Genomic DNA, 25,258 nt, shown 5'->3' with positions numbered 1-25,258 from the left:
GCTCAGTCCGCCAACGTGACCAGCGCGTGCCGCTTCTTGCCAGCGGTAAGCTTCACCGGTTCGGCTAGGTCTTCTGCGCCGAACATCTGCCCCGGATCGGTTGCGATGACGTCGTTCACACGCGCGCCGCCCTCGGCAATGAGCCGCTTCGCGTCCTTGCCGGTCTTGGCGAGGCCCGAGCGCAGCACCAGTTGCGCCAGCGAAATCCCGCCCGCGATCTCCGCCGCGCTCAGGACCAGCGTCGGCAGGTCCTCACCCACGCCGCCCTTCTCGAAGACCTCGCGCGCCGTCGCCTCGGCCGCCGCCGCCGCTTCCGGCCCATGCGCGAGCCGCGTGACCTCGTTCGCGAGGATGATCTTCGCCGCGTTGACCTCGGAACCTTCCAGCGCACCGAGCCGCGCGCATTCTTCCAGCGGAAGTTCGGTGTAGAGCTTCAGGAACCGGCCCACATCCGCGTCCGTCGTGTTCCGCCAGAACTGCCAGAACTCGTAGGGCGAGAGCATCTCGGCGTTGAGCCAGACGGCCCCGGTTGCGCTCTTGCCCATCTTCTTGCCATCCGACGTTGTCAGAAGCGGCGAGGTCAGCCCGAATATTTCCCGGTCGAGCACCCGACGCGTCAGGTCGATCCCGTTGACGATGTTGCCCCATTGGTCCGAGCCGCCCATCTGGAGAAGGCAGCCGTAACGCCGGTTCAGCTCCAGGAAGTCATAGGCCTGGAGGATCATGTAGTTGAATTCGAGGAACGACAGCGACTGCTCCCGGTCGAGCCGCGATTTCACGCTCTCGAACGAAAGCATCCGGTTCACGCTGAAATGCCGCCCGATGTCCCGCAGAAACTCGAGGTAGTTCAGGTCGTCGAGCCACTCGGCGTTGTTGACCATCATTGCGTCGGTCTTGCCCGACCCGAAGGTCACGTAGCTCGAAAACACCTTCCGGATCCCGTCGATGTTCGCGTCGATCTCGGCCTCGGACAGAAGCGGCCGCTCTTCCGCACGGAAGGACGGGTCGCCAACCTTCGTCGTGCCTCCGCCCATCAGGACGATCGGCTTGTGGCCCGTCTTCTGGAGCCACCGCAGCATCATGATCTGGATCAGGGAACCGACATGCAGCGATTTCGCCGTGGCATCGAAGCCGATATAGGCCGGCACGACGCCCTTGGCCAAAGCCTCGTCCAGCCCCTGATAATCCGTGCAGTCGGCCAGGAAGCCGCGCTCGATCATCACGCGCATGAAATCGGATTTCGGGTGGTAGGTCATCGCGTCTTGCCCCATTCTCTGCGCTTGCCCCTATAGCTTCGGGGGCGTCAAAGGGGAAGGGGATCATGGGCGAAGCCGTCTGGGCCTTGGGCGCGATGTCGGGCACTTCGCTCGACGGCGTGGACGCCGCGATGGTCTTGACCGACGGCGAGACGATCGAAGCCTTCGGCGAAACCGGCTACCGCGCCTATTCGGAGGCGGAACGCGCCACCCTGCGCGCCGCCCTTGGCCGCTGGCCGGACGAGCCGGGCGTGGCCGAGGCCGCCCGCGTGACGGTGGCCGCCCATGCCGAGCTTCTTTCCACGTTTCCGCAGGCCCGACTCGTCGGTTTCCACGGCCAAACGCTGGCTCACGATCCCGATCATGGTCGCACGCATCAGGCGGGTGACGGCGCGGCTCTTGCGGGCAAGCTGGGCCGGACCGTCGTCTGGGACTTCCGCTCGGAGGACGTCGCGCGGGGCGGGCAGGGTGCGCCGTTGGCCCCGTTCTTCCACTTCGCCTGCGCGAAGTGGTTCGGCGCGACGGCTCCGGTCGCCTTCCTCAATCTCGGCGGGGTCGGCAACCTGACATGGATCGACCCTTCGAAACCCGCCCCCGAGGTGGAGGGCGCGTGCCTCGCATTCGATACGGGGCCGGCCAACGCCCCGATCAATGACCTCATGCAGGCCCGGCAGGGTGTCTCGCAGGACGAAGGCGGTCGCCTCGCGGCAGAGGGGCGAGTGTATGAGGCAACAATCTCGGCCTTTCTCGGGCATCCGTTTTTCTCAAGGAGACCGCCCAAGTCTCTGGACCGAAATGATTTCCACGATCTTTTGCCCGCAGTTTCGGCACTTTCGGACGCCGACGCCGCGGCTACGCTGACGGCTGCCGCCGCAGCGGGTGTTGCGGAGGGCGCACGTCACTTCCCGAGGCCTCCCGAACGCCTGCTCGTCACCGGCGGCGGGCGGCGCAACGCGACCCTCATGCAGATGATTGCCGATCGTGTGGGGCTACCGGTCATGCCGGTCGAAGCGGCGGGGCTCGACGGCGACATGCTGGAGGCGCAGGCTTTCGCATACCTCGCCGTCCGCGTGCTGAGGGGCCTGCCCATCTCCGCCCCCGGCACGACGGGAGTGCAGGAGCCGGTCTGCGGCGGGCGGATCAGCCAGCCCTGACGCGCCGCGCCTGGCGAAGCATCGCGACAGAGTAGAGCACAAGCGCCGTCCAGATCAGCGCGAATGCCAGCGCCTTTGCGCGCGAGAACGGCTCCTCGAAGACGAAGACCGCGATCACGAAGATCATCGTCGGAGCGATGTACTGCATCATCCCGATGGTCGAGAGCCGGAGCAGCTTTGCCCCGTTCGCGTAGATCAGAAGCGGCACTGCCGTGACGAAGCCGCAGCCCAGAAGCAGGGCCCGGTCAGTGAGGCCGGTTTCCAGGAAATGCCCGCTGCCCGTCGACTCCCGCCAGAGGATGTAGATGACGGAGGGAACGCTCAGAATCAGAACCTCGAGGAAGAACCCCTGGTTGGGCCCGATCGGCAGCGTCTTGCGGAAGAAGGCGTAGAAGCCCCAGCTCAGCGCGAGCGACAGCGAGACCCACGGGAGGTGACCGGCCTCCCAGGTCAGGATCCCGACCGCGATCCCGGCCAGAGCGATCGCCGCCATCTGCAGGGGGTTCAGCCGCTCGCCCAGAAGAACGGCGCCAAGGAACACGCTGAAAAGCGGATTGATGTAGTATCCCAGCGCCGTATCGAGCGCCCGTCCCGCGCCGATCGCCCAGACATAGATACCCCAGTTGATCGAAATGAGCGCCGCGGTCAGCGCCGCCTGCGAGACCATCCGCGGCGAAGCCAGTGCGGCCCGGAGGTCGGCTGTCCGGCCGAGGGCCAGGAGCACCAGCCCTGCGATCGGCACCGACCAGACAATGCGGTGCGCAACCACCTCGGCAGGTGGAATATGGGCCACGGCCTTCATGTAGAAGGGAAGGAAGCCCCAGAAGAAATACGCGCCGAGAGCGAAGGCGAATCCTCTCGGGCTGTCCCCGTTCTGCGCTATCGCCACCTTCGTGACCGCTTCGCCCATGACCCGCCGCCTTCCGCGCTCCGAGACCGTTCGGCAGCTTCCCTAGCAGGGGCCGGAGCGAAGTGCCATATCGGCCGGATCGGCAAGGGAAACTGGAAGGCTGATCCCTTTCGGCTCATGAAATACCGCAAGAACAGATGCTTGCCGCGTCTTCTTGAGAAGTCCGGGGTGGTTCCTCGTCTTGCCGTCAACCCCGGATGTCAAATCCCGGCGGTGCAAGTTCGAAACCCTCGAACTGGAACCCGGGTGAGACCGTGCATCCCACAAGCGCCCAGCCCGCGCCCGCCTCTGCCGCTTGCCACTGCCCCGCCGGCACCAGAACCTGTGGCCGCTCTCCCGCCAGCACGTCAGGGCCAAGCCGGTGTCTGACCGCGGGTCCCGCGTCCGTTGCCGCGATCTTGAGCATGACCGAAGCACCCGAATAGAAATGCCAGATCTCGGCGGCGTCGACCCGGTGCCAGTGCGACCGTTCCCCCGCCTTCAGAAGGAAATAGATGCAGGTGCCAGCCGGCCGCCCGTCTCCCTCCGCGATCCAGGTCTGTCGGTACCAACCGCCTTCCGGATGGGGCGCAAGCTCCAGCTCCGTGATGATCCGCTCCGCTTCGTCCATGCTGTCTCCTCCGGCTCTCAGGGGCTCCCCGAGCCAGTTTCGCGCTGAGGCCGAGAAAATGCCATTCCCGAAAGCGTTGCTGGCGCTGCCGCGGGAACTCCGCTGCGAACTGGGGCGTACAGGATTTCGTCTGGCAGTCGCGCGGCGGCTGCAGGGTCGCGCCGCTCATCGGCCGTCCGGACAAGGACGCTTGCGATGCCGGGGCGGAGCGGCCTTCGCCTTTCCGCCCCGGCCGTGATCAGTGATCAGCGAAGGATCGATTGGCCCGCGTATTCTGCCGTTTCTCCGAGCATCTCCTCGATCCGGATCAGCTGGTTGTATTTCGCCAGCCGGTCGGAGCGGGCGAGCGAGCCGGTCTTGATCTGGCCGCAGTTCGTCGCCACCGCGAGGTCGGCGATCGTGGCGTCCTCGGTCTCGCCCGAACGGTGCGACATGACCGACGTGTATTTCGCCCGGTCGGCCATCCGAACGGCGTCGAGCGTCTCGGTCAGCGTGCCGATCTGGTTGACCTTCACGAGAAGCGAGTTCGCGCAGCCCTGCTTGATGCCTTCGGCGAGGCGGGCGGGGTTCGTCACGAAGAGGTCGTCACCGACGAGCTGGCAGCGCTTGCCCAGAACCTCGGTCAGCACGCGCCAGCCGTCCCAGTCATCCTCGGCGCAGCCATCCTCGATCGAGATGATCGGGTAGTCCGAGACCAGCGCCTCGAGGTAAGACACGTTTTCGTCCGGGGTCAGAGTTTTCCCTTCGCCCGCAAGCACATAATGCCCGTCCTTGAAGTATTCGGTCGAAGCGCAGTCGAGTGCGAGATAGATGTCCTCGCCCGGCTTGTATCCGGCCTTCTCAATGGATTTCAAAATGAAATCAAGCGCATCTCGGGTGGAGCTGAGGTTCGGGGCGAAACCGCCTTCGTCACCGACGCCCGTAGCGAGGCCCGCGGCCGAAAGCTCCTTCTTGAGCGTGTGAAACACTTCCGACCCCATCCGCACCGCGTCGCGGATCGACGGGGCGGAGACCGGCATGATCATGAATTCCTGGATGTCGATCGGGTTGTCTGCATGCTCGCCGCCGTTGATGATGTTCATCATCGGCACGGGCAGGATGCGGGCAGAGGTGCCGCCGACATACCGGAAGAGGGGCTGAGTGGTGAAATCGGCCGCTGCCTTGGCCACCGCAAGCGAAACGCCGAGGATCGCGTTCGCGCCGAGGCGGCTCTTGTTGGGCGTGCCGTCGAGTTCGATCATCATCCGGTCGATCGCGACCTGCTCGGTGGCATCCTCGCCCACGAGGTTCTCGGCGATCTCGCCGTTGACCGCCGCGACGGCTTCCAGAACGCCCTTGCCCTTGTAGCGCTGCGCGTCCCCGTCGCGCTTCTCAACCGCCTCATGGGCGCCGGTGGAGGCGCCCGAAGGAACCGCCGCGCGGCCCATGGTGCCGTCTTCAAGGATCACGTCCACCTCGACCGTCGGGTTCCCCCGGCTGTCCAGAATCTCGCGGGCATGGATGTCGACGATCGTGCTCATTGGAATGTTCCTCTCCTGAAAGACCGGTCGCGCTGGTCTTTAGCCGAGGCCGTGACGCAGGGAAAGGGCGCAGCGCCCTCAGAACCACCGCAGCCATCGGAACCAGAGCCACAGGGCAAAGCCGATGATCCCGCTTCCGATGGTCAGCACGGCGAAGGCGTAGGGGGAGTGTTCGCCCGGCATGCCGCCGAGGTTCACGCCGAAGAGGCCGGTCAGAAAGCCGAGAGGCAGGAAGACCGCCGCCGCGACGGATAAGACGAAGCTCTGACGCCCCATCCGCCAGGCATGGAGCGAGTCGATATGGGCGCGCAGCGACGCCAGGCGGTCGCGGGTCGTGTCGAGCTCCTCGACCGTCCGCTGGGTCCGGTTCGCCACCTCGCGCAGTTCGTAGCGTTCGGCCGGGCCAAGGAAGGCCACGTCGATCGTGGCAAGGCGGGACAATGCCTCACGTTGGGGGGCGACGTGGCGGCGGAGCTTGATGACCGACCGGGCGATGCGGCTGATCTCCTGCTCGCCGGTTCCAAGCGCGTCGGGTTCGTCATCCAGAAGCACTTCCTCGATGGCGTCCGTGGCATCCTCGCGGTCAAGCGAGACCTCTTCGATCCGAGCGGTCATCTGGTCGGCGAGGCGAGCGACAAAGGCGCCGGGAGAAAGGGGCGCGCGACCCTCGGCGAGGTCGGCGCGCATCTCCTCAATGACGTAGAGGCGGCGGAGGCGGGTCGTGACGATCAGGCGCCCGGTGACCCAGAGGCGGAGCGCGACCATGTCTTCGCCCTCGGCACCCGGGTTGAGGTTGATGGCGCGAAGCGTGAGGAGAAGCCCGTCGCCTACCGCGTCACAGCGGGGGCGGGTCTCGGCCTGAAGAAGCGAGGCGCGGACGGGGGCGGGCAGGTTTGCCACGGCCCAGTTTGCGAAAGCCCCCGAGGTCCGGTCGCAGTGAAGCCAGCGCCAGCCCGCGCCCTCGCTCGGGGTTGCGCTCGGCCACGGTTCCGTGACCTCCGTTACCCGGCCGTCCGGCCAGATGTCGTAGGCGGCGATCGGATCGAGGTTGCGGGTCATGGCTCGGGCCTCCTGCGCCATTGATAGCACGCTGCGGGGCTGTGCATACAGCGAGGGTTTCCACAACTGGGATGCCGCGCAACACTCGGAACCAAGGCCGGAATTGCGGCGCAAGGGTGAATTTCCTTGCCGTCGCCCGCTGCCTTGCCCAGCGCCAGGATGGCGGGCCAGAGGGTTGACATTCCCCGGTGCGGCGCTTCCCGTAGCGGGGCACCAGGCCGGACGGGAGGAACGCGTTGGAGCGCAGGGACAGGATCGATGCCTTCGGGGCGGTTTCTCTGACAGGCTTCGCGCTCCTGCTCGCGGTCAACCAGGTGGTGATCAAGCTCGTGAACGCGGGCCTGCAGCCGGTGTTCTTCGCGGGTCTGCGTTCGCTCTTTGGGATGCTCTGCCTCTGGGCCTGGCTCGTCCTGCGCGGCAAGTCGCCGCGTCTCCGGCGCGAGATGCTGGGGCCAGGGATCCTGATCGGGGTCGTCTTCGCGGCAGAGTTCGTGTTCCTGTTCCTAGCGCTCGACATGACAACGGTCACCCGCACCTCGATCATCTTCTATTCGATGCCGGTCTGGCTGTCGCTTGCTGCGCATATGCTGATTCCGGGAGAGCGGATCAGCGGCATCAAGGCGGTGGGCCTCGCGCTCGCCTTCGCAGGCGTGGCCTGGGCGATCCTTGACCGCGGCGGCGCCTCGGGCGAGGCGAGTCTGCTTGGTGACCTCTTCGCGCTTTTCGCGGCTTTCGGATGGATGGGCGTCGCGCTCTGCGTCCGCGCCACGCCCCTGATCCGCGAAAAGCCCGAGACGCAGCTTTTCTGGCAGCTTGCGGTGTCGGCCCCCGTGCTTCTTGCCTTGTCGCCCTTGTTCGGGCCGCTGATCCGGGACCTTCAGCCGATCCACCTCGCGGGGCTCGCGTTCCAGTCGGCCGTCATCGTCTCGGCCGCGTTCCTGTTCTGGTTCTGGCTTCTGACAATCTACCCGGCCTCGGGCGTCGCAAGCTTTTCCTTCCTCACCCCGGTCTTCGGGGTGGCTCTGGGGGCACTGTGGCTGGGTGAAAAGATCGGTCCCGAAATCATCGGCGCAGCATCGCTGGTGGCGCTGGGCCTTATCCTCATCAATCGGCCGGCACGGGCGTGTCGAGCCTGACATCGGCCCAGATCGGCAGGTGATCGGAGGCGATGCGGGCAAGCGGGATGTCGACGACGCCCGCGTCGCGCAGATGCAACCCCCGGCCGAGCGCCACGCGGTCCAGCGCGGCAACCGGGCGGTTGGCGTGGAACGAATGGCCCGGCGCGTGTATGCGGAACGTGTCGGCGATCGGGTCGACGCCGCCGTGCGTGGACCATTCGTTGAAGTCGCCGATGATCACTGTCGGCAGGTCGCGCCGCCGCGACAGGGCGGCGCGGATCGCGGAAAGCTGCATCAGGCGGTAGCGCCGGATTAGGCCGAGGTGCACGCCGACGACTCGTAGCTCCCGCCCATCGGGAAACGCGAGTTCCGCCATGATGGCTCCGCGCGGTTCGAGACCCGGTAGCTCTATCCGCTTGATCGCGAGCGCCTCTGTCCCGGTGCGCGTCAGCAATGTCTGACCGTGCCAGCCAAGGCTTTCCTCCGTCAGGCCGAAGGGGAGCGCCGCATAGTCGGTATCGCGCTCGATCATCTCTCGCGGCAGGGCGGCCGGTCGTGGCGGCATGCGGCGATCGACCTCCTGCAGCGCCATGACATCGGCCGAGACGGAGTTCAGAACGTCGACGATCCGGCCCGGATCGCGTTTCCGGTCCGTACCCACGCATTTGTGGACGTTGTAGCTGGCCAATCGGAGCCCCATGGGCCTGATATATCCCGGCGCCACTCGAGCTTGAAGGGCGCTTGTTAGACCGGGGCGCAGCGCCTAGTTGTTTCTCATGTTCTGGTCCCGCCTTCGCGCGCAGCCGCCGCTGCTGCAGTTCATGTGGGCGACCCTGCTGGTCGCTGTAGTCGCCGCGCTGATCGAGCGGCGGTGGGTTCTCGTCTTCGAAGCTGTCGCGACAATCCTGATGTCGATGATGCCGGTATTCTTCGCCCGCCGCTTCGGGATTCGCCTGCCGCTGCGTTTCGTGGCCGGGATCGGGTTGTTCCTCTACGCGACGATCTTCCTTGGCGAGGCTTATGACTTTTACGACCGCTACTGGTGGTGGGATGTGCTGATGCACGGAGGCGCGGCCATGGGCTTCGGGCTCATGGGGTTCCTGTTCATCTTCATGCTGTTCGAGGGCGACCGTTACGCGGCGCCCGCCTGGGCCATGGCGATGATCGCCTTCTGCTTCTCGGTCACGCTGGGTGCGCTGTGGGAGATCTTCGAATACGCGATGGACGTGAATTTCGGGATGAACATGCAGAAGTCCGGCCTCGTCGACACGATGTGGGACCTGATCGTGGACGTGATCGGGGCGAGCTTCGGGGCAGCCGCGGGGTTCTTCTATCTCAAGGGCCGCGACCTTGGCGGGCTGACCGGCGTCATCGCGGAGTTTGTCGAGATCAACCGCAGGTTCTTCCGCCGGTTCGGGCGGCGCTGATCGATCACGTGCCGCAGAAGGTGCGGCGGACTTCTTCCTCGGGCCTTGGCGAGAGGCGGAGGTCGGCATGGGCCGGGTCGTCCGCGTAGGGCCGTGCGAGCGCCGCGTTCAGCCGGTGGAAGGGGGCGTAATCGCCGCCGAGCGCCGCCTGGATCGCCTCCTCCACGCGGTGGTTGCGCGGGATAAGGGCCGGGTTGGCCGAGCGGATCGTGGCTTTCGGGTCCTTCTCGCGGGCGACGCGCGCTTTCCAATCGCGCTCCCAGGCATCGAATGCCTCCGGCTCCTTGAATTCCTCACGCGCCGTGCCGTCAAGCAGTCCGCGGAACGTGCGCGTGAAGTCCGCGCGTTGCAGCGCCATGCGGCTCAGGAGCGTCTCGATCAGCGCGCCGTCGCCTTCCTCTTCGGTCGCGAGCCCGATCTTGGCGCGGAAACGAGCGAGCCATTCGGCCTCGAAGAGGTCGCCAAAGCGGTGGAGTGCGGCGGTCGCGGCCTCGATGGCCGGGGCTTCCTCCCCCATGAGAGGCAGGAGCGCTGAGGCGAGCTGCGCGAGGTTCCAGACCGCGATCTGCGGCTGGTTCGAATAGGCATAGCGCCCGTGCTGATCGATCGAGGAAAAGACCGTGTTCGGGTGATAGAAATCCATGAAGGCGCAGGGCCCGTAGTCGATGGTCTCGCCCGAGATGGCCATGTTGTCCGTATTCATCACGCCGTGGATGAAGCCAAGCGGCATCCACTTCGCGACAAGGCGCGCCTGCGCGGCGATGACGGCTTCGAGAAGGCCCATCGGCCCATCCACCCCGGGGTAGTGGCGGGCGATGACGTGATCGGTGAGCGCCTTGAGCGCCTCGGTATCCTTTCGCGCCGCGATGAATTGGAAGGTTCCCACGCGGATGTGGCTTGCCGCGACACGGGCGAGGACAGCGCCGGGAAAGGGGGCCTCGCGGTAGACGGTTTCGCCTGTGGTGACGGCGGCGAGCGCCCGGGTCGTGGGCACGCCGAGCGCGGCCATCGCCTCCGAGACGATGTATTCGCGCAGGACCGGCCCGATCCAGGCCCGGCCGTCACCCCGACGGCTGAAAGGGGTCTGGCCCGCGCCCTTCAGTTGCAGATCGTAGCGCGCACCATCCGGGGTCACGACCTCGCCGAGGAGGATCGCCCGCCCGTCACCGAGCTGCGGCACCCAGCCGCCGAACTGGTGCCCGGCGTAGGCCTGGGCAATCGGCTCCGCGCCTTCGGGGACCGCGTTGCCGGCCAGCACCGAGACACCTTCGGGGCTTCCCAGCCAGTCCGCGTCGATCCCCAGACGCTCCGCGAGGCTCCGGTTCACCGCGATCAGGCCCGGTGCACGAACCGGAACCGGGTTCTGGCGCACGAAGATGCGGTCGGGCAGGCGGGTGTAGGAATTGTCGAAGGGTAGGGTCATCGCGCGTTTCCTTGTTGTCCAAGGATATAGGGCGAAAGGAGGTCGATGCGAAGGGCGATCACGCAGCCGCCATGATCCCAACTGATGAACGGAGCAAGCGGGTCAATTCAGGCCGGCAAGATGGCTGCAGGTGCCGGAGGGCTCACACGGATTCCACGGAAAAACAGGAAAGACCAATAGCATGGCTCGCTTTCCTCATTCGCTTCTCGGTGGCCTCAAAGTCGGCCAATCCGCTCGATGAGCAAGGCATAGAAGCGGTCAGCGTCGATCTCGCCCATGAACATGGCGTTCGGTTCGCGCCGTGAAACGCGCCACCAGTCGGCCACTGTCATGCCGGTTGTGAAGCGACCCTCGGTCTCGACCTCCACGTTGATATGGCGGCCGGAAAACAGCGAGGGGTCGAGGAGGTAGGCGATCACGCATGGGTCGTGGAGCGGCGCACCCTCGGAGCCGTATTTGGCCATGTCGAAGCGTTCGAAGAAGTCGGTCCAGCTGGCGACCGCGTGGCCGACGCGGGTGCCAAGTCCGCGGAACGCCTCGACCCTCGACCGGGTGGTCAGCGCCTTGTGCGTCACGTCGAGCGGCATGACCACCAGAGGAACACCGGATTTGAACACGATTTCTGCGGCTTGCGGGTCGACGTAAATGTTGAACTCGGCTGCCGGCGTGATATTCCCCACCGCGAAGTAAGCGCCGCCCATCAGCACGATCTCGGCGATGCGCGGGACGATGTCGGGAGCCTTCATCATCGCCGTTGCGACGTTGGTGAGCGGGCCGACCGGGCACAGGGTGACGCTGCCTTCGGGCTCCTCGCGCAAGGTCTCTATCAGGAAGTCGACGGCGTGCTGGTCCTGCAATGGCATGACCGGGTCAGGCAGCGCGATACCGTCGAGACCGGTCTTGCCGTGGACGTGCTCGGCCGTGACGAGCTTGCGCTTCATCGGCGCGTCACAACCGGCAAAGACGCGGGTCTCCGGCTTTCCGGCCAGTTCGCAGACGATGCGGGCGTTCTTCGCGGTGAGCGCAAGCGGGACGTTGCCGGCGACGCAGGTGATGCCGAGGACGTCCAGTTCTGGACTGGCCAACGCCAGAAGGATCGCCACAGCGTCGTCCTGGCCGGGGTCGGTGTCGATGATTATCTTGCGCCGCGGGGTCGGGGACATGTGGCACCTCCAAACGTGAGCGTGGCGCGGGGCGCGTGCCCTGTCCAGCGCCGCATGCCTTGACCCCAAACGAAAACCCCCGGCGCAATAGCCGGGGGTTCGTATTAAATATCAAATTGTTACCCGTCGAAGTTCACTTCTTCCATGAGCTTCAGGGCTTCGGCCCGGTGTATGGCGACGTCCATGAGGTTCAGGTTGTCCGGCGTGAATTCGCCCCAGCTTTCGACGAGTTCGGACCGGGCGACGCCGGGTTTCACCGGGAATTCGTGGTTCACCTCTGCATAGATCCGCTGCGCCTCGTCGGAGGCCAGGAATTCCATGAGCTTCAGCGCGGCGTCGCGGTTCGGCGCGGCCCTCGTCATGGCCACGCCCGAGACGTTCATGTGGGTGCCGCCGTCCTCGAAGACCGGGAACACGATGCGCACGGAGTTCGCCCATTCGGCCTGCTCGGGGTCGGCCAGCATTTCACCCATGTAATAGGTGTTGCCGAGCGAGATGTCGCACTCACCAGCCCAGATCGACTTCACTTGCGCCCGGTCGTTGCCCTCGGGCTTCTTCGCGAGGTTCGCGCGGAGCCCTTCGGCCCATGCCTTCGCCTGTTCGGCCCCATGATGGGCGATCATCGCGGAGGCAAGGGCGAGGTTGTAGTCGTGGGTGCCGGGACGGGTGCAGATCCGCCCCTGCCATTTCGGGTCGGCGAGGTCCTCGTAGGTCGTCACTTCGCCATCGGAGACGCGGTCCTTGCTGGCATAGACGATGCGCGCGCGGGAGGTGAGGCCGAACCAGCGGTTCTCGGGGTCACGGAACTCGGCCGGGATGTTGGCGGCGAGAACCTCGGAGTCGACGGGCTGGACGACGTCAGCGGCGACGATTTCCGCGAGGCGCGCGATGTCCACGGTCATCACGAGGTCGGCGGGGCTGCGGTCGCCCTCGGCGACGAGCCGCTCGACGAGGCCCTTGTCGACAAAGGCGACGTTCACCGCGATGCCGGTTTCGGCCGTGAATGCGTCGAACAGCGGCTGAACGAGTTCGGGCTGCCGGTGGGAGTAGACGTTGACCTCATCGGCCAGCGCTGGGGCCGCGGCGAGTGCGGCGGCGAGGGTGAGGGGACGGACGAACATGCGCGAATCCTTCTGTTGGTCTTCGCGCCCATATTCCCGACTAATATTGTCGGGTCAATGCCTGATAGAAATTATCAGAATATGTTTTCGCCGGTTTTCGGTGAGGATGTGCGACGGAGGCGGAACGCCAGCTCCCCTAACGCTCTGCCGCCTTGGCCTCGTTCCAAAGCGCGTCCATCTCGGCGAGGTCGGAATCCTCCGGCCGTTTGCCGCGCTCGCGCAGCGCCGCTTCGATGGAACGGAAGCGGCGCGTGAACTTCGCGTTCGCGGCGCGAAGCGCGGCTTCGGGGTCGACCTTCAGATGGCGGGCGAGGTTTGCGATGACGAACAGGAGGTCACCGAATTCCTCGAAAACCTCGGCCTCGGTCAGCGTCGCGCGTGCATCCTCGAGCTCCTGCGCCTCCTCGACGATCTTGGCGATCACCTCATGCGTCGTGGGCCAGTCGAAGCCGACGCGGGCGGCGCGTTTCTGGAGCTTGACCGCGCGGGTGAGGGCGGGGAGGCCCGCTGCCACCCCGTCGAGCACACCCGCCTCGGCGCGCGCCTCGCGTTCGGCGGCCTTCATCTTTTCCCAGTCGCGGGTCTGGTCTTCGGCCGTCTTGTCGCGGCTTTCCTCGCCAAAGACGTGCGGGTGGCGGTCGACCATCTTGTCGGAGATGGCCTTAGTGACGGAGGCGAAGTCGAACACCCCAGCCTCCTCGCCCATCCGCGCGTGGTAGACGACCTGCAGGAGCAGGTCCCCCAACTCGCCCTCCAGCTCGCCCCAGGCGCCGCGCTCGATCGCGTCCGCGACCTCGTAGGCTTCCTCGATCGTGTATGGGGCGATGGTGGCGAAGTCCTGTTCGATGTCCCAGGGGCAGCCGGTCTCCGGATCGCGGAGGCGGGCCATGATTTCCAGAAGCCGGGGAAGGCCGCCTTCGGGGTCATGGACGAGGGCATCGGAAGCGGTGAGGTCTTTGGTCATTGCGGGATGTCCGGATTTCGCGTCTTAGTGAGGGGTAGTCCGAAGGTTGCCCGAGAGTCCACCATGCCTGTTCTGAACCGCATCGCAGATTTCGCGCCCGAGATGACGCGCTGGCGCCGTCAGCTTCACCAGATGCCGGAGCTGGAGTTCGAGTGCTTCGAGACCGCGGCCTTCATCGCGGCGCGGCTTCGCGAGTTCGGGGTTGACGAGATCCACGAGGGGATCGCGAAGACCGGGATCGTGGCTCTGATCCGCGGGCGCGGCGAGGGCCGTGTGATCGGGCTGCGCGCCGATATGGACGCGCTGCCGATGCCGGAGACGACGGGGAAGGACTACGCCTCGAAGGTGCCAGGGCGCATGCATGCCTGCGGGCACGACGGGCATGTGACGATGCTACTGGGCGCGGCCCGGTATCTTTGCGAGACGCGGAACTTCGCGGGCACCGTGGCGCTTCTGTTCCAGCCCGCCGAGGAAGAAGGCGGCGGCGGTGAGGTGATGGTCAAGGAAGGCGTGATGGAACGCTTCGGGATCGACGAGGTCTACGGGATCCACAACGTGCCGAACCTGCCCTTCGGGCATTTCCACACGACGCCCGGCCCGATCATGGCGGCTGTCGATACGGTCTATGTGACGGTGAAGGGGCGGGGCGGCCACGCCGCGACGCCGCACGAGACGATCGACCCGCTGATCGCCGTCACGGGCATGGTGCAGGCGCTCCAGACGATCGTCAGCCGCAACGTCTTCGCGCTCGACCAGTTCGTGCTGTCCGTGACGCAGATCCACGGCGGCTCGGCCTCGAACGTCGTGCCGGACGAGGCCTGGTTCAGCGTGACGGTCCGATCCTTCACGCCGGAGGTCCGGGACCTTGCCGAGAAACGGTTCCGGGAGATCGTGGATGGCCATGCGGCCGCCTACGGGGTCAAGGCTGAAATCACCTACGAGAGGGGATACCCACCCACAGTGAACGAGGCCGACTGCACGGCCTTCGCCGCCGATGTGGCGCGTGAAGTCTCGGGCGCGGCGGCGGTGCTGGACGATGCGGGCCGGGAAATGGGGGCGGAGGATTTCGCCTACATGCTCGAGGCGCGGCCAGGGGCCTACCTGTTCCTCGGCACGGGGCCCGGGGCGGGGCTTCACCATCCGCAGTTCGATTTCAACGACGAGGCTGCGCCGGTCGGGGCGACGTTCTTCGCGCGGCTCGCGGAGCGTGCGCTGCCCGTCGAATAGCGGCAGCCTTCAGCGCTGAGCGCGGACGGGTCCGTCTGCCGTCTTGTACCAGGCATAGGCCGCGCCGAGCCAGGCGCGGCGGAGGTTCGGCAAGGGGAACCGCTTCGGCGGTGACCGCAGGACCAAGGGAGCGGGGTTCGACGCGCCGGTCATGGCCCGCGCCACCATCCGGCCCGCCAGCGTGCCGGTCGCCATCCCGCTGCCATGCCAGCCGAAGGCGGCAAAGAGGCCGGGGCTTCCGGGCACTTCGCCCGCGAAAGGTGTCAGGGAGCCCGTGAGGCAGACGAGGCCCGACCAGAAGCTTTCCGTTTCGACATGGGCCCATTCAGGGAACATGGCTTCGAGGTGCCTCCGCCCCTCCGCGCGGATGCGGGCGAGTGGGCCGGGGCTCACCGACAAGCCGCCGCGCATCCCGAAGAGGAAGCGATTGTCGGGCAGCAGGCGGAAGTAGTGCAGGAGGTGGCGTGTGTCGGCCGCCATGACCTGCGAGGTCCAGCCCTGGGCCCGGCGTTCGGCCTCGGTCAGCGGACGCGTGACATGGATCGAGGAGAGCGCGGGAAGCGTGCGGCCGCCGATCCATGGCGGCAGGTCGTCGGACGTGTAGCCATTCGTCGCGATCAGCACCCTGCGGGCGCGGAGGCTGCCTTTCGGCGTAGAGAGGCGCCAGCCGTCCGCCTCCGGTTCAAGCGCGGTCACGGGGCTGTCGCCGAAGATGCGGATGCCGCGGTCGAGGGCGGCTCGGGCGAGGCCGGCGGTGTATTTCAGCGGGTGAACCGGAAATCCCAGGGGGGTGTAGAAACCGCCCGCGAAGCCCGCCGGTCCGAACCCCGCCTGCTTCAACTCCTCGCGCGGTAGAAGGCGTGCGCCCGGCCCGTGCATCGCGCGGAGGCCTTCGGCGCTCTCCCGCATCGCCTGCCATTCCCGTTCCCGGTGCGCGAGGTAAACCTCCCCCTCCGGCCCGCGATCGGCGGCGATGGAGTAGCTGTCGAGGTTCCGTGCCACGCGGGCAATGGCGTCCTTCTGGAACGCGCGAAAGGCTTCCGCCCCCTCGCGCCCGAAGCGTCGGACGAGCGCGGCGTCGGAGAGCTTCGAGCCGCCGAGCGAGACGAAACCGCCGTTGCGCCCCGAGGCGGCCCAGCCGGGTTGGGCGGCGTCAAGGACGGCGACCTCCGCGCCCGAAGCTTCCACGAGTTCCAGCGCCGCGTTGAGCCCGGTTACACCGGCGCCGACGATGGCGAAATCGGTCCGCGCCTCGCCAACCAGCGGCGCGCAGCGGGGGGCCTCCGCGCCCTTCCGCCAATGGCTGTCTGGCCACGTCGAGGTGTCGTAGGCCGGGGCTTCGTAAAGGCGGTGCAGGGCGGTTCTCCGGAAGGACTGGTTTTCCATAACCCGTTGGCTAGAGTGGCTGGATCACCAACGGCCCTCAGGAGGCTATATGATCCCGTCCAACACTCAGAATGCAATGGCTGATCGTCTTTGGGAACTCGACCGCGCACATGCGCTGCACCCATGGACGAACTTCGGACCCTTCGAAGACAAGGGCGCCCTTGTCATTACGCGAGGGGAGGGCTGTTGGCTCTGGGATGCGGAAGGATCGAAGTACTTCGACGCGGTCGGCGGGCTCTGGTGCACGAATATCGGGCTCGGCCGAAAGGAAATGGCCACGGCGATCGCCGAGCAGGTGGAAAGGCTCGCATTTTCCAACACCTTCGTCGACATGACGAACGACCCCTCGGCTCTCCTCGCGGGCAAGCTCGCGAGCCTCGCGCCGGGGGACCTGAACCGGGTGCATTTCACCACCGGCGGCTCCACGGCGGTCGACAGCGCCTACCGGCTGATCCAGTTCTACCAGACCTGCATGGGGCGGCCCCAGAAGACCCAGGTCATCGCGCGCGAGATGAGCTATCACGGCTCGACCTATGCCTCGCAGTCGATCGGCAAGCGGCCGGGGGACCGGGTGCCGGAGTTCCGTTACATGCAGGAGGGCATCCACCACCTTACCGCCCCCAATACCTACCGCGCGCCGGACGGGATGGGCGAGGCGGAGTTCTGCGACTGGCTGGTGGCGGAATTCGAGGCGAAGCTCGAGGAGATCGGCCCCGACAAGGTCGGGGGCTTCTTCGCCGAGCCGATCCAGGCCTCGGGCGGGGTGATCGTGCCGCCCGAGGGCTACCTCAAGCGCATGGCGGAGATCTGTAAACGCCACGACATCCTCTTCGTCGCCGACGAGGTCGTCACCGCCTTCGGACGGGTCGGGCACTGGTTCGCAAGCTGGGACGAGTTCGGCGTGATGCCGGATATCATCTGCACCGCCAAGGGGCTATCCTCGGGCTACATCCCCATCGGCGCCATGATCTTTTCAGACCGGATCTGGGCGGCGATCGCGGCGGACGGTCGGCGCTGGTACACCTCGGGTTTCACCTATTCCGGCCACCCGGTGGCCTGCGCGGCCTCCCTGAAGAACATCGAGATCATGGAGCGCGAGGACATCCTCGGAAACGCCACCCGTGTCGGGACCTATTTCGAGACGCGGCTGAAGGAACTCGAGGCCCTTCCGATGGTCGGCGAAGTCCGGGGCCGGAAGATGATGATGTGCGTGGAGAACGTGGCCGACAAGGCGACGAAGCAGCTCCTGCCGAAGGAGCTGGACGTCGGCAAGCGGATCTCGGATGAGTGCGAGGAGATGGGGCTGATGGTGCGTCCGATGGGGCACCTGAACGTGATGTCGCCTCCCCTGATCATGACGGAGACGGATGTGGATCTGGTGGTCAATACGCTCGGCCGGGCGATCCGGCGGGTTGCGGACAGGTTCGTGAAGCAGGGCGTGAGGCTTTCCTGATGGCGCTCGAAGACGCGAAGAAACAGGTGGACGTGGCGTTCACCCGAGAGGCCAGGCAGGGGCTCGCCTTCGAGAACGCCTTCGGCGGCGCGCCAAGCTTCCTGCGCAGGCGCTACACCAAGGACCTGAAGGGAGTGGACCTTGCGGTCACGGGTATCCCCTTCGACCAGGCGGTGACGCACCGGCCGGGTACCCGCTTCGGCCCCCGCGCGATCCGCGAGGCAAGCACGCTTCAGCCCTACGACCCGCCCTATGGCTGGGGCTTCAGCCCGCTCGAGGAATTCTCGATCGTCGATTATGGCGACCTCGCCTTCGACTACGCGAAGGTGTCGGACTTCCCCGACGCGCTCACGGCGCATATCCGCGGTATCCTCGCGGCGGGGCCGGGAACGGTGGTCCTGGGCGGCGACCACTACATCACCTTCCCGATCCTGAAGGCCTATGCCGAGAAATTCGGCCCCGTCAGCCTTCTCCACTTCGACGCGCACAGCGACACCTGGCCGGACGAGGACCTGAGCCGGATCGACCACGGCACGATGTTCTACAAGGCGGTGAAGACCGGGGTGATCGACCCCGAGGCCTCCGTCCAGATCGGTATCCGCACGCATAACGGCGACACGCTCGGCATCCCGACCATCGATGCGCGGGAAGTGCACGAGAAGGGGACGGCCGCAGCGGTGACGAAGATCCGCGAGATCGTGGGGCAGCGGCCCTGCTACCTTACGTTCGACATCGACTGCCTCGACCCCGCCTTCGCGCCCGGCACCGGGACGCCGGTCTGGGGCGGGCTCGCGTCCTGGCAGGCAGCGGCGATCCTGCGCGACCTCGCGGGCATCAATCTCGTCGGCGGCGACGTGGTCGAGGTTTCCCCGCCCTATGACACGACCGGTGCCACGGCGATAGCGGGCGCCCACGTCGCGCACGAAATCATCTGCCTCTATTTCTGGAACCGGCGGGAGGGCGCGTGAAGACCGCGCTTCTGCTGATCGCGGTCGGTCTTCTTGCCTTCATGGCCGTTGTCATGGCCTATGTCCGGCTCGCGCCGTCCGATCCGGCGCGCTGGCACCGGCCGATCCATCCCGCCGGCAGCGTCTTCACGCCCGGCGTCGGAGAGCCCACGCGTGTCTTCAAGAAAGAGGGCGGTGCGTGGGGCTACATGGTGGGTCTGAGCGAGCCTCCCGAAACGGTTCTCGAACGGCTCGACCTGATCGCCCTCGGGACGCCGCGCACCCGCCGCATCGCCGGCAGCCCGGAGGAGGGCATGGTAACCTGGGTCACACGCTCGGCTCTCTGGGGGTTCCCCGACTACACGACCGCGCAGGCGCTGTCGGCCCGTGACGGAACCCAGCTGTTCCTGGAAGCCCGCCAACGCTTCGGGTCCGAGGATTTCGGGGTGAACGAGGCCCGGCTCCGTGCCTGGCTCGCCGCGCTTGGAGGGTGAGGCTGCCCCTTGACCAAGGCGCCGCCGCTGCTAAACGAGCCGAATGGTGCCCTTGGACAAACTCGACCAGATCGCGCGCCGCTTCGAGTTCCTCGAGGCGAAGCTTTCCTCCGGGGCACCGCCCTCGGAGATCGCCGCGCTCAGCCGGGAATATTCCGAGCTGAAGCCCGTGGTCGCGGAAATCTCCGCCTACAAGCAGGCGCTCGCCGACCTCGACGAGGCGGAGGCAATGCTGAAGGACCCGGAGATGCGGGCGCTCGCCGAGGATGAGATCCCGAAGCTCAAGGCGCGGATCCCGGAGATGGAGAGCCGCCTGCGCGTGGCGCTTCTGCCCAAGGACGCCGCCGACGCGCGCCCCGCGATCCTGGAGATCCGGCCGGGCACCGGCGGGGAGGAGGCCGCGCTTTTCGCCGGTGATCTCCTCCGGATGTATCAGAAACACGCCGAGGCGCAGGGCTGGCGGTTCCAGCTGCTGGAACTTTCGGAGACCGAGCTTGGCGGTGTTCGCGAGGCCGTGGCGCGGATCGAGGGCGAGGGTGTCTTTGCCCGGCTGAAATACGAAAGCGGCGTGCACCGGGTGCAGCGCGTGCCCGAGACGGAAGCGGGCGGGCGCATTCATACCTCCGCCGCGACCGTTGCGGTCCTGCCCGAGGCCGAGGACGTGGATATCGATATCCCCGCCTCGGACATCCGCATCGACACGATGCGCGCTTCGGGCGCGGGCGGGCAGCACGTGAACACGACCGATTCCGCGGTGCGGATCACCCACATCCCCACCGGGATCGTGGTCACGTCTTCCGAGAAGTCGCAGCACCAGAACCGAGCAAACGCGATGGCGGTGCTTCGGGCGCGGCTTTACGACATGGAACGGACCCGCGCGGCGGCGGAGCGGGCGGCAGACCGCAAGGCGCAGGTCGGCTCAGGCGACCGCTCGGAGCGGATACGCACCTACAACTTCCCGCAGGGGCGGATGACGGACCACCGGATCAACCTGACGCTTTACCGGCTGGATCAGGTGATGCAGGGGGACCTGACCGAGGTCATCGATGCGCTTGTCGCCCATGACCAGGCGGAGAAGCTCGCCGAGATGGAGGCATGAGTGGAGCCGGAACCGCGGCCGAGGCGCTGCGTGCTGCTGTACCGCGCCTTGCGGCGGCGGGCGTCGAGGACGCGCCCCGAGATGCGAGACGGCTTCTAGCCCATGCGATGGGGATCGCGCCAGACCGTCTGACGCTGCACCTTTCCGATCGCCTGACCACGGAGCAGCAAGAAGCTTTCGAGGTTACCCTTGCCGCGCGCGCCGCGCGCCAGCCAGTGTCCCAGATCACCGGGCGGCGCGAATTCTGGGGGCGGGAATTCCGCGTCACCCGCGACACGCTCGACCCGCGGCCAGAGACCGAATGCCTCGTCGCGGCGGCGCTGGAAGAACCCTTTTCCCGCGTTCTCGACCTCGGCACCGGGACAGGCTGCATCCTCCTGACCTGCCTCGCCGAGAGGCCATCCGCCACCGGTGTCGGCTGCGACGTTTCCGAAGCGGCCCTTGCCGTCGCGCGGGAAAATGCGGCGGCGCTTGGCCTCGCGGATCGCGCCGAGTTCCGGCTTTCGGACTGGTGGAAGGAGGTCGAGGGGCGCTTCGACCTGATCTTGTCCAACCCGCCCTACATCGCCGAGGCCGAAATGGCGGACCTGGCGCCGGAAGTAAGGGACTGGGAGCCGAGGGGCGCCTTGACGCCCGGCGGCGACGGGCTCGACGCGTACCGCGCCATAGCCGCGCAGGCCCGTGCGCACCTCGAGCACGGCGGCCGGATCATGGTGGAGATCGGCCCCACGCAGGGCAGGGAGGTCGCGCGGCTTTTCGCCGATGCCGGTCTTGAAAACGTAGAGATCCGCCCCGATCTTGATGGTCGGGACCGATTTGTCATGGGGCGTAACCCCTGAACAAAGCGGCGAAATCGCACCGATGCGGGCCTTTTTCGGGGATTTTCTGCCGATTTGGGCAGATTACCTCTTGTAACCTCCGCCTCGGCATGCTTACTCAGGATTGTGTCGGGCAGATTTCTTATCGTCGACGCAGATATCCGATCCCTGAACGCTCTCTGGACCCGCAAGCGCCCTTACAGGCTGCGTCTGGGTCGGAAACGGGGAGCGAGGCGGGCAAAAAGCCTGACAGGCTCAAACGCACGAAAGCACATGAGATCATCCAAATCACGTTCGCGCTCCAAATCGAGCCGCCAGCGCTCGATGGGCAACATTGTCAACCGGGTCTTCGATTCCTCTGGGCCCGAGGGCAAGGTGCGGGGTACGCCGCAGCAGATCATCGACAAGTATCTGATGCTGGCACGCGACGCGCAGCTTTCGAATGACCGCGTGGCGGAACAGAACTTCCTGCAGCATGCCGAGCATTACACGCGAATGCTGGGCGAGGCGCAGCGCGAGATGGCCCGCGAACAGGAGGCCCGGCAGGCCCAGAGCCAGGCCCAGCAGGGTGGTGGCGAGGGCGGCGGCCAGCAACAGCAGCCGCAGCAGCAGGGCCGCGAACGCCGTGAAGGGCGCGGGGAAGGCCGTAGCGAGGAACAACGGCGTGATACCGGGCCGGCCGACGTGATCGAGATTGCCGAGGAAGAGGGCTCCGGGCTGGTCGAGACGCCCGAGACGCGGCCGGAGCCGCAGCCCGAAGAAACCCGCGAAAAGGCAGCGGAAGGCGGGGAGCGCCCGCGTCGCGAACGACCGCGGACTCCGCGCCGCAGGAGCGGCGGTGGCGGGCGCGGCTCGGACGAGCCGACGCCGGAAAGCTCCGCCGCGGAGTGATCCGCAGGCAGGATTTGCAGACAAGGATTTGACGGGGCCGTGCCGGAAGGCGCGGCCCTAGTCTTTTGCGACTTCGCGCGCCAGCGCGCAGAACTTCTCAAGGGAGATTTCCTCGGCGCGGGCCGTAGGCGCAATCCCGGCTGCGGCAAGCTTGTCCTCGATATTCGGCGCGACACCCCGGAGCGAGGCACGCAGCATCTTCCTGCGCTGGTTGAAGCCTGCGGCCACCACGCGCGAAAGCGTCGCCGCATCCGCCGGGAAGCGCGGTTCCGGAAGCGCGGTGATGCGAACGACCGAGGAATGGACCTTCGGCGGAGGCGTGAAGGCTTCGGGTGGCAAGGTCATGACGATCCGCGCTTCGCAGCGCCACTGCGCCAGGATCGCGAGACGTCCATAGGCTTTGGAGCCGGGCTGCGCCACGATGCGTTCGGCCACCTCTTTCTGGAACATCAGCGTCAGGCTCTCCCATGCCGGGGGCCAGGCGGCGGGCGTCAGCCAGCGGACGAGAAGTTCCGTTCCGACGTTGTAGGGCAGGTTCGCCACGACCTTGTAGGGGGCAGGGATATGGTCCAGCGGGTCGATTTCCAGCGCGTCGGCGTTGAGCACCGTCAGGCGTCCGGGGTAGGCGTCCGCGATCTCGGCCAATGCGGGCAAGCAGCGCGCGTCCTTTTCGACAGCGAGGACATGACGCGCGCCCTCGGCGAGAAGGCCGCGGGTCAGCCCGCCGGGACCGGGACCGACCTCAAGCACGTCGCAACCGCTCAGATCGCCTGCCGCGCGGGCAATCTTGGCGGTGAGGTTCAGGTCAAGGAGGAAGTTCTGGCCAAGCTGCTTCTTCGCCGAAAGGCCATGCTCCGCGATGACCTCGCGGAGCGGCGGCAGTTTGTCGATCGCGCTCATCCTAACGGCCTTCGCTCTTGTATCGGAATTCCAACCGGCCTGACGTCATGAACCGTTTCGCGTGAGCGCCATGTCGCGGGCCATCTCGAGCGCGGCAATGAGGCTCGCTGGATCGGCGATGCCCTTGCCGGCGATGTCGAACGCTGTGCCGTGGTCGGGCGAGGTGCGGATGAACGGCAAGCCCAGCGTGACGTTGACGCCGCCGGCGAAGTCGATCGTCTTGATCGGGATCAGCGCCTGGTCGTGATACATGCAGATCGCCGCGTCGTAGCGCGCGCGGGCCGCGGGGTGGAACATCGTATCCGCGGAAAGGGGACCCGTGAGCGAGATTCCCTCGGCGCGCAGATCCTCGAGAAGCGGAGAGATGAGGGTTTCCTCCTCGTGCCCCATCGTGCCGCCTTCGCCCGCATGGGGGTTCAACCCCGCGACGGCGATCCTGGGCGAGACGAGGCCGAAGTCGCGGATGAGCGCGGCGTGGGTAATGCGGATCGTGTCGCGCAGGATAGCCGGCGTCAGCGCCCTCGGAACCTCGGAAACCGGGATGTGGATCGTCACGGGAACGACGCGAAGGCCCTCGCAGGCGAGCATCATCACGACCCGCTCCACATGTGCGAGGTGCGCGAGGTATTCGGTGTGGCCGGGAAACGCGAAGCCCGCGCCGTCCTTCAGCACTTTCTTGTTGATCGGCGCCGTGCAGAGCGCGGCGGCCTGCCCGGTCATCACGAACTTCACGCCTTCGGCGATGACCTTGACGACGTGCTCCGCGTTCTCAGGGGCCGGGCGTCCGGGGCTCACGGCCTCGGGAAAGGCATGCGGCAAGACCGGAAGAGCCCGCGCGGCGACGGCCATTGCGTCGTCCGGCTCGGAAATCTCGGCCACGGGCACGCCCGCGGGCAGATGACGCGGGTCGCCGATCCAGAAGAACGGCAGACGGGCGCCAAGCCTTTCCCAGGCTTTAGCGGCAATCTCCGGGCCGATCCCAGCGGGTTCTCCGCAGGTCAGCGCGATGGGAAGGTCAGCCACCCTCTTCATCGCGGGCGTAGCGGATGAGCGCCTCGGCCATGAGTTCCGACATGTAGCTTTCGGAGTAGCCGTTGAGACGTTCGTTGGCGAGGGCCGTGCGCGTGGCCTCGCGCGAGGGGATTTCCTCGGCCGGGCCGGCCTGACGGTTGCAGAGCATCAGGAAGACGAGCGCGTCGCCCCGGGTGAGCGCGGTCGAGCTTTCGCCTTCGTCGAGCAATTCGAGCTCGCGGGCGACCTCGGGCGAGAGACGCGCGGCGGGCATGGACGTTATCGTGAGGCGGTCCTCGGGCAGCCCCTTGGCGATGCCGTAGAGATCGTCACAGGCGTCGACGCGCGCGCGGACCCGTGCGGCTTCTTCAAGGGCTGCGGCGCTCCGTCCGCCCGGGATCAGGAATTCCGCGTATTCGACATAGGCGCCCTCGGGCGCGGTCTGGCCGCCCTCGCGAAGGTCGCGGAGGTAATAGATGACGAGCATATCGCCAACCCGGAGCGGTTGCGACACCTGGCCGGGGCGAAGACCCTGGAGCGCGGCGCGGGCGGGCGGCGGGAGGCTGACGGAGGACATCCAGCCGAGGTCGCCGCCTTCCTCGGCCGTGGGCGCGGCCGAGTATTCCTTGGCGGCAGCCGCGAAGGCCGCCTCTCCGCGAAGCGTGGCCGCGAGCCTCTCGGCAAGGGCCTGGGTCTCTTCTTCCTTGTGGGCGTAAACCTTGATCGCGATTTCCGAGACCAGGACGCTCGGCGGGAAGCCGCGCTTGGACGACAGCGACAGGGCGCGGTCGACATCGGCATCGGTGACCTGGACCCGGGGGCCGAACTTGGCGCGAATGACCTCGCGCCAGACGAGGCCGGCTTCGACGAAATCACGGAAGGTTTCCGGCTCGACACCGCCCTGGCCAATCGCCTCCACGAATTCCTCCACGCTGAGGTCGGCGCGGCTGGCGAATTCCTTCATCCCTTCGAGGATCTGCTGATCCGTCAGCTTGATGCCCATCGCGTCGGCTGCATCCATCCGCAGCCGATCCTCGATCAGCGCCACCTCGGCCGCCTCCGCGATGTCGCCCGGGGTCCGAAGGAGTTCCATGAACTTCATGCGCTGCTGAAGTTCGTATTCGGTGATCGCGCGCCCGTTGACTGTCAGTCTGGGCGAGAAGAGCCCTTGCTGGGCCTCCGCCACGGTCGGGGGCACAAGCGAAACCGCCAACGCCAGCATCAGGGCGGGAAGGTGTGAAATCAGCCGCATCGTCATCCTTGTCCGTTCCGCTCGTCTCGGCCGCGTTGATACCGCGCCTGTCCTT

General features: G+C 66.6%; 24 protein-coding genes. 10 read left to right on the top strand and 14 right to left on the bottom strand.

Annotation, left to right across the window (positions count from 1 at the left end):
• Positions 1–2: 2 nt before the first annotated feature.
• Positions 3–1,256 (bottom strand): tyrosine--tRNA ligase, encoded by a 1,254-nt coding sequence (tyrS, locus tag ABCN56_RS03240; protein WP_343079330.1) that lies wholly within the window; start codon positions 1,254–1,256, stop codon positions 3–5.
• Between the two features lie 65 nt (positions 1,257–1,321).
• Here tyrS and ABCN56_RS03235 point away from each other — a divergent pair, with 65 nt between their 5' ends.
• Complete coding sequence (locus ABCN56_RS03235; protein WP_343079329.1) at positions 1,322–2,410, top strand: anhydro-N-acetylmuramic acid kinase; 1,089 nt, start codon at positions 1,322–1,324, stop codon at positions 2,408–2,410.
• Here the strand turns inward: ABCN56_RS03235 and rarD are convergent.
• The 4 genes from rarD to ABCN56_RS03215 all read right to left on the bottom strand — a co-directional run bounded on the left by rarD (position 2,397) and on the right by ABCN56_RS03215 (position 6,509).
• Positions 2,397–3,320 carry an EamA family transporter RarD gene (gene rarD, locus ABCN56_RS03230; RefSeq protein ID WP_343079328.1) on the bottom strand — a complete coding sequence of 308 codons (924 nt, stop codon included), beginning with the start codon at positions 3,318–3,320 and terminating at the stop codon, positions 2,397–2,399. The two genes, ABCN56_RS03235 and rarD, sit on opposite strands and share 14 nt — an antisense overlap.
• Before the next feature lie 187 nt (positions 3,321–3,507).
• Entirely contained in the window at positions 3,508–3,930 is a 423-nt protein-coding gene (locus tag ABCN56_RS03225; protein ID WP_343079327.1) for a cupin domain-containing protein, read from the bottom strand.
• A gap of 245 nt (positions 3,931–4,175) precedes the next feature.
• Positions 4,176–5,450 carry a phosphopyruvate hydratase gene (gene eno, locus ABCN56_RS03220; protein ID WP_343079326.1) on the bottom strand — a complete coding sequence of 425 codons (1,275 nt, stop codon included), beginning with the start codon at positions 5,448–5,450 and terminating at the stop codon, positions 4,176–4,178.
• A 78-nt stretch (positions 5,451–5,528) separates the two neighbouring features.
• Complete coding sequence (locus tag ABCN56_RS03215) at positions 5,529–6,509, bottom strand: zinc transporter ZntB (RefSeq protein ID WP_343079325.1); 981 nt, start codon at positions 6,507–6,509, stop codon at positions 5,529–5,531.
• Positions 6,510–6,745: 236 nt separating this feature from the next.
• Between ABCN56_RS03215 and ABCN56_RS03210 the strand changes: the two genes are divergently transcribed.
• Positions 6,746–7,645, top strand: coding sequence for a DMT family transporter (locus tag ABCN56_RS03210; RefSeq protein WP_343079324.1), 900 nt, complete (start codon positions 6,746–6,748; stop codon positions 7,643–7,645).
• Here ABCN56_RS03210 and ABCN56_RS03205 read toward each other — a convergent pair.
• Complete coding sequence (locus ABCN56_RS03205) at positions 7,614–8,327, bottom strand: endonuclease/exonuclease/phosphatase family protein (protein ID WP_343079323.1); 714 nt, start codon at positions 8,325–8,327, stop codon at positions 7,614–7,616. The two genes, ABCN56_RS03210 and ABCN56_RS03205, sit on opposite strands and share 32 nt — an antisense overlap.
• Before the next feature lie 76 nt (positions 8,328–8,403).
• Between ABCN56_RS03205 and ABCN56_RS03200 the strand changes: the two genes are divergently transcribed.
• Entirely contained in the window at positions 8,404–9,054 is a 651-nt protein-coding gene (locus tag ABCN56_RS03200; protein WP_343079322.1) for a DUF2238 domain-containing protein, read from the top strand.
• Positions 9,055–9,058: 4 nt separating this feature from the next.
• On the opposite strand, the gene ABCN56_RS03195 is transcribed toward ABCN56_RS03200, so the two are convergent.
• The 4 genes from ABCN56_RS03195 to mazG all read right to left on the bottom strand — a co-directional run bounded on the left by ABCN56_RS03195 (position 9,059) and on the right by mazG (position 13,725).
• The gene (locus ABCN56_RS03195; RefSeq protein WP_343079321.1) at positions 9,059–10,477 is read right to left on the bottom strand and encodes a protein adenylyltransferase SelO; all 1,419 of its coding nucleotides are present in this window, start codon (positions 10,475–10,477) and stop codon (positions 9,059–9,061) included.
• A 215-nt stretch (positions 10,478–10,692) separates the two neighbouring features.
• Positions 10,693–11,640: a nucleoside hydrolase gene (locus ABCN56_RS03190; protein WP_343079320.1), complete on the bottom strand. Its 948-nt coding sequence runs from the start codon at positions 11,638–11,640 to the stop codon at positions 10,693–10,695.
• A gap of 119 nt (positions 11,641–11,759) precedes the next feature.
• A complete protein-coding gene (locus tag ABCN56_RS03185; RefSeq protein WP_343079319.1) occupies positions 11,760–12,761 on the bottom strand; it encodes a Fe(3+) ABC transporter substrate-binding protein in 1,002 nt (333 codons plus the stop codon).
• Between the two features lie 136 nt (positions 12,762–12,897).
• Positions 12,898–13,725, bottom strand: a complete 828-nt coding sequence (gene mazG, locus ABCN56_RS03180) for a nucleoside triphosphate pyrophosphohydrolase (RefSeq protein ID WP_343079318.1) — start codon at positions 13,723–13,725, stop codon at positions 12,898–12,900.
• 63 nt (positions 13,726–13,788) lie between these two features.
• Here mazG and ABCN56_RS03175 point away from each other — a divergent pair, with 63 nt between their 5' ends.
• Positions 13,789–14,952, top strand: coding sequence for a M20 aminoacylase family protein (locus ABCN56_RS03175; RefSeq protein ID WP_343079317.1), 1,164 nt, complete (start codon positions 13,789–13,791; stop codon positions 14,950–14,952).
• Positions 14,953–14,961: 9 nt separating this feature from the next.
• On the opposite strand, the gene ABCN56_RS03170 is transcribed toward ABCN56_RS03175, so the two are convergent.
• The gene (locus ABCN56_RS03170) at positions 14,962–16,338 is read right to left on the bottom strand and encodes an NAD(P)/FAD-dependent oxidoreductase (RefSeq protein ID WP_343079316.1); all 1,377 of its coding nucleotides are present in this window, start codon (positions 16,336–16,338) and stop codon (positions 14,962–14,964) included.
• Positions 16,339–16,387: 49 nt separating this feature from the next.
• Between ABCN56_RS03170 and ABCN56_RS03165 the strand changes: the two genes are divergently transcribed.
• The 6 genes from ABCN56_RS03165 to ABCN56_RS03140 all read left to right on the top strand — a co-directional run bounded on the left by ABCN56_RS03165 (position 16,388) and on the right by ABCN56_RS03140 (position 22,040).
• Positions 16,388–17,791, top strand: a complete 1,404-nt coding sequence (locus ABCN56_RS03165; RefSeq protein ID WP_343079315.1) for an aminotransferase — start codon at positions 16,388–16,390, stop codon at positions 17,789–17,791.
• The gene (gene speB / locus ABCN56_RS03160; protein ID WP_343079314.1) at positions 17,791–18,759 is read left to right on the top strand and encodes an agmatinase; all 969 of its coding nucleotides are present in this window, start codon (positions 17,791–17,793) and stop codon (positions 18,757–18,759) included. Before ABCN56_RS03165 ends, speB begins: the two co-directional genes overlap by 1 nt.
• Complete coding sequence (locus tag ABCN56_RS03155; protein WP_343079313.1) at positions 18,756–19,232, top strand: DUF1499 domain-containing protein; 477 nt, start codon at positions 18,756–18,758, stop codon at positions 19,230–19,232. Before speB ends, ABCN56_RS03155 begins: the two co-directional genes overlap by 4 nt.
• 43 nt (positions 19,233–19,275) lie before the next feature.
• Entirely contained in the window at positions 19,276–20,331 is a 1,056-nt protein-coding gene (gene prfA / locus ABCN56_RS03150; RefSeq protein WP_343079312.1) for a peptide chain release factor 1, read from the top strand.
• Positions 20,328–21,170, top strand: a complete 843-nt coding sequence (prmC, locus tag ABCN56_RS03145) for a peptide chain release factor N(5)-glutamine methyltransferase (RefSeq protein ID WP_343079311.1) — start codon at positions 20,328–20,330, stop codon at positions 21,168–21,170. Before prfA ends, prmC begins: the two co-directional genes overlap by 4 nt.
• Positions 21,171–21,422: 252 nt before the next feature.
• Entirely contained in the window at positions 21,423–22,040 is a 618-nt protein-coding gene (locus tag ABCN56_RS03140) for a DUF4167 domain-containing protein (protein WP_343079310.1), read from the top strand.
• A 57-nt stretch (positions 22,041–22,097) separates the two neighbouring features.
• On the opposite strand, the gene rsmA is transcribed toward ABCN56_RS03140, so the two are convergent.
• Genes rsmA through ABCN56_RS03125 form a run of 3 tightly spaced genes read right to left on the bottom strand, consistent with a single transcriptional unit; the run spans position 22,098 to position 25,209 of the window.
• The gene (rsmA, locus tag ABCN56_RS03135) at positions 22,098–22,940 is read right to left on the bottom strand and encodes a 16S rRNA (adenine(1518)-N(6)/adenine(1519)-N(6))-dimethyltransferase RsmA (protein WP_343079309.1); all 843 of its coding nucleotides are present in this window, start codon (positions 22,938–22,940) and stop codon (positions 22,098–22,100) included.
• A 45-nt stretch (positions 22,941–22,985) separates the two neighbouring features.
• Complete coding sequence (gene pdxA / locus ABCN56_RS03130; RefSeq protein WP_343079308.1) at positions 22,986–23,972, bottom strand: 4-hydroxythreonine-4-phosphate dehydrogenase PdxA; 987 nt, start codon at positions 23,970–23,972, stop codon at positions 22,986–22,988.
• Positions 23,956–25,209 carry a peptidylprolyl isomerase gene (locus tag ABCN56_RS03125; protein ID WP_343079307.1) on the bottom strand — a complete coding sequence of 418 codons (1,254 nt, stop codon included), beginning with the start codon at positions 25,207–25,209 and terminating at the stop codon, positions 23,956–23,958. The genes pdxA and ABCN56_RS03125 overlap by 17 nt, the downstream gene beginning before the upstream one ends.
• Positions 25,210–25,258 lie beyond the last annotated feature (49 nt).

Origin of the sequence: Ostreiculturibacter nitratireducens (genome assembly GCF_032670585.1) — a bacterium.
In the GTDB taxonomy this organism is placed as follows: Bacteria; Pseudomonadota; Alphaproteobacteria; order Rhodobacterales; family Rhodobacteraceae; genus Ostreiculturibacter; species Ostreiculturibacter nitratireducens.
The sequence above is the reverse complement of the archived record's forward strand: the minus strand, read 5'-3'. Positions and strand labels throughout refer to the sequence as shown.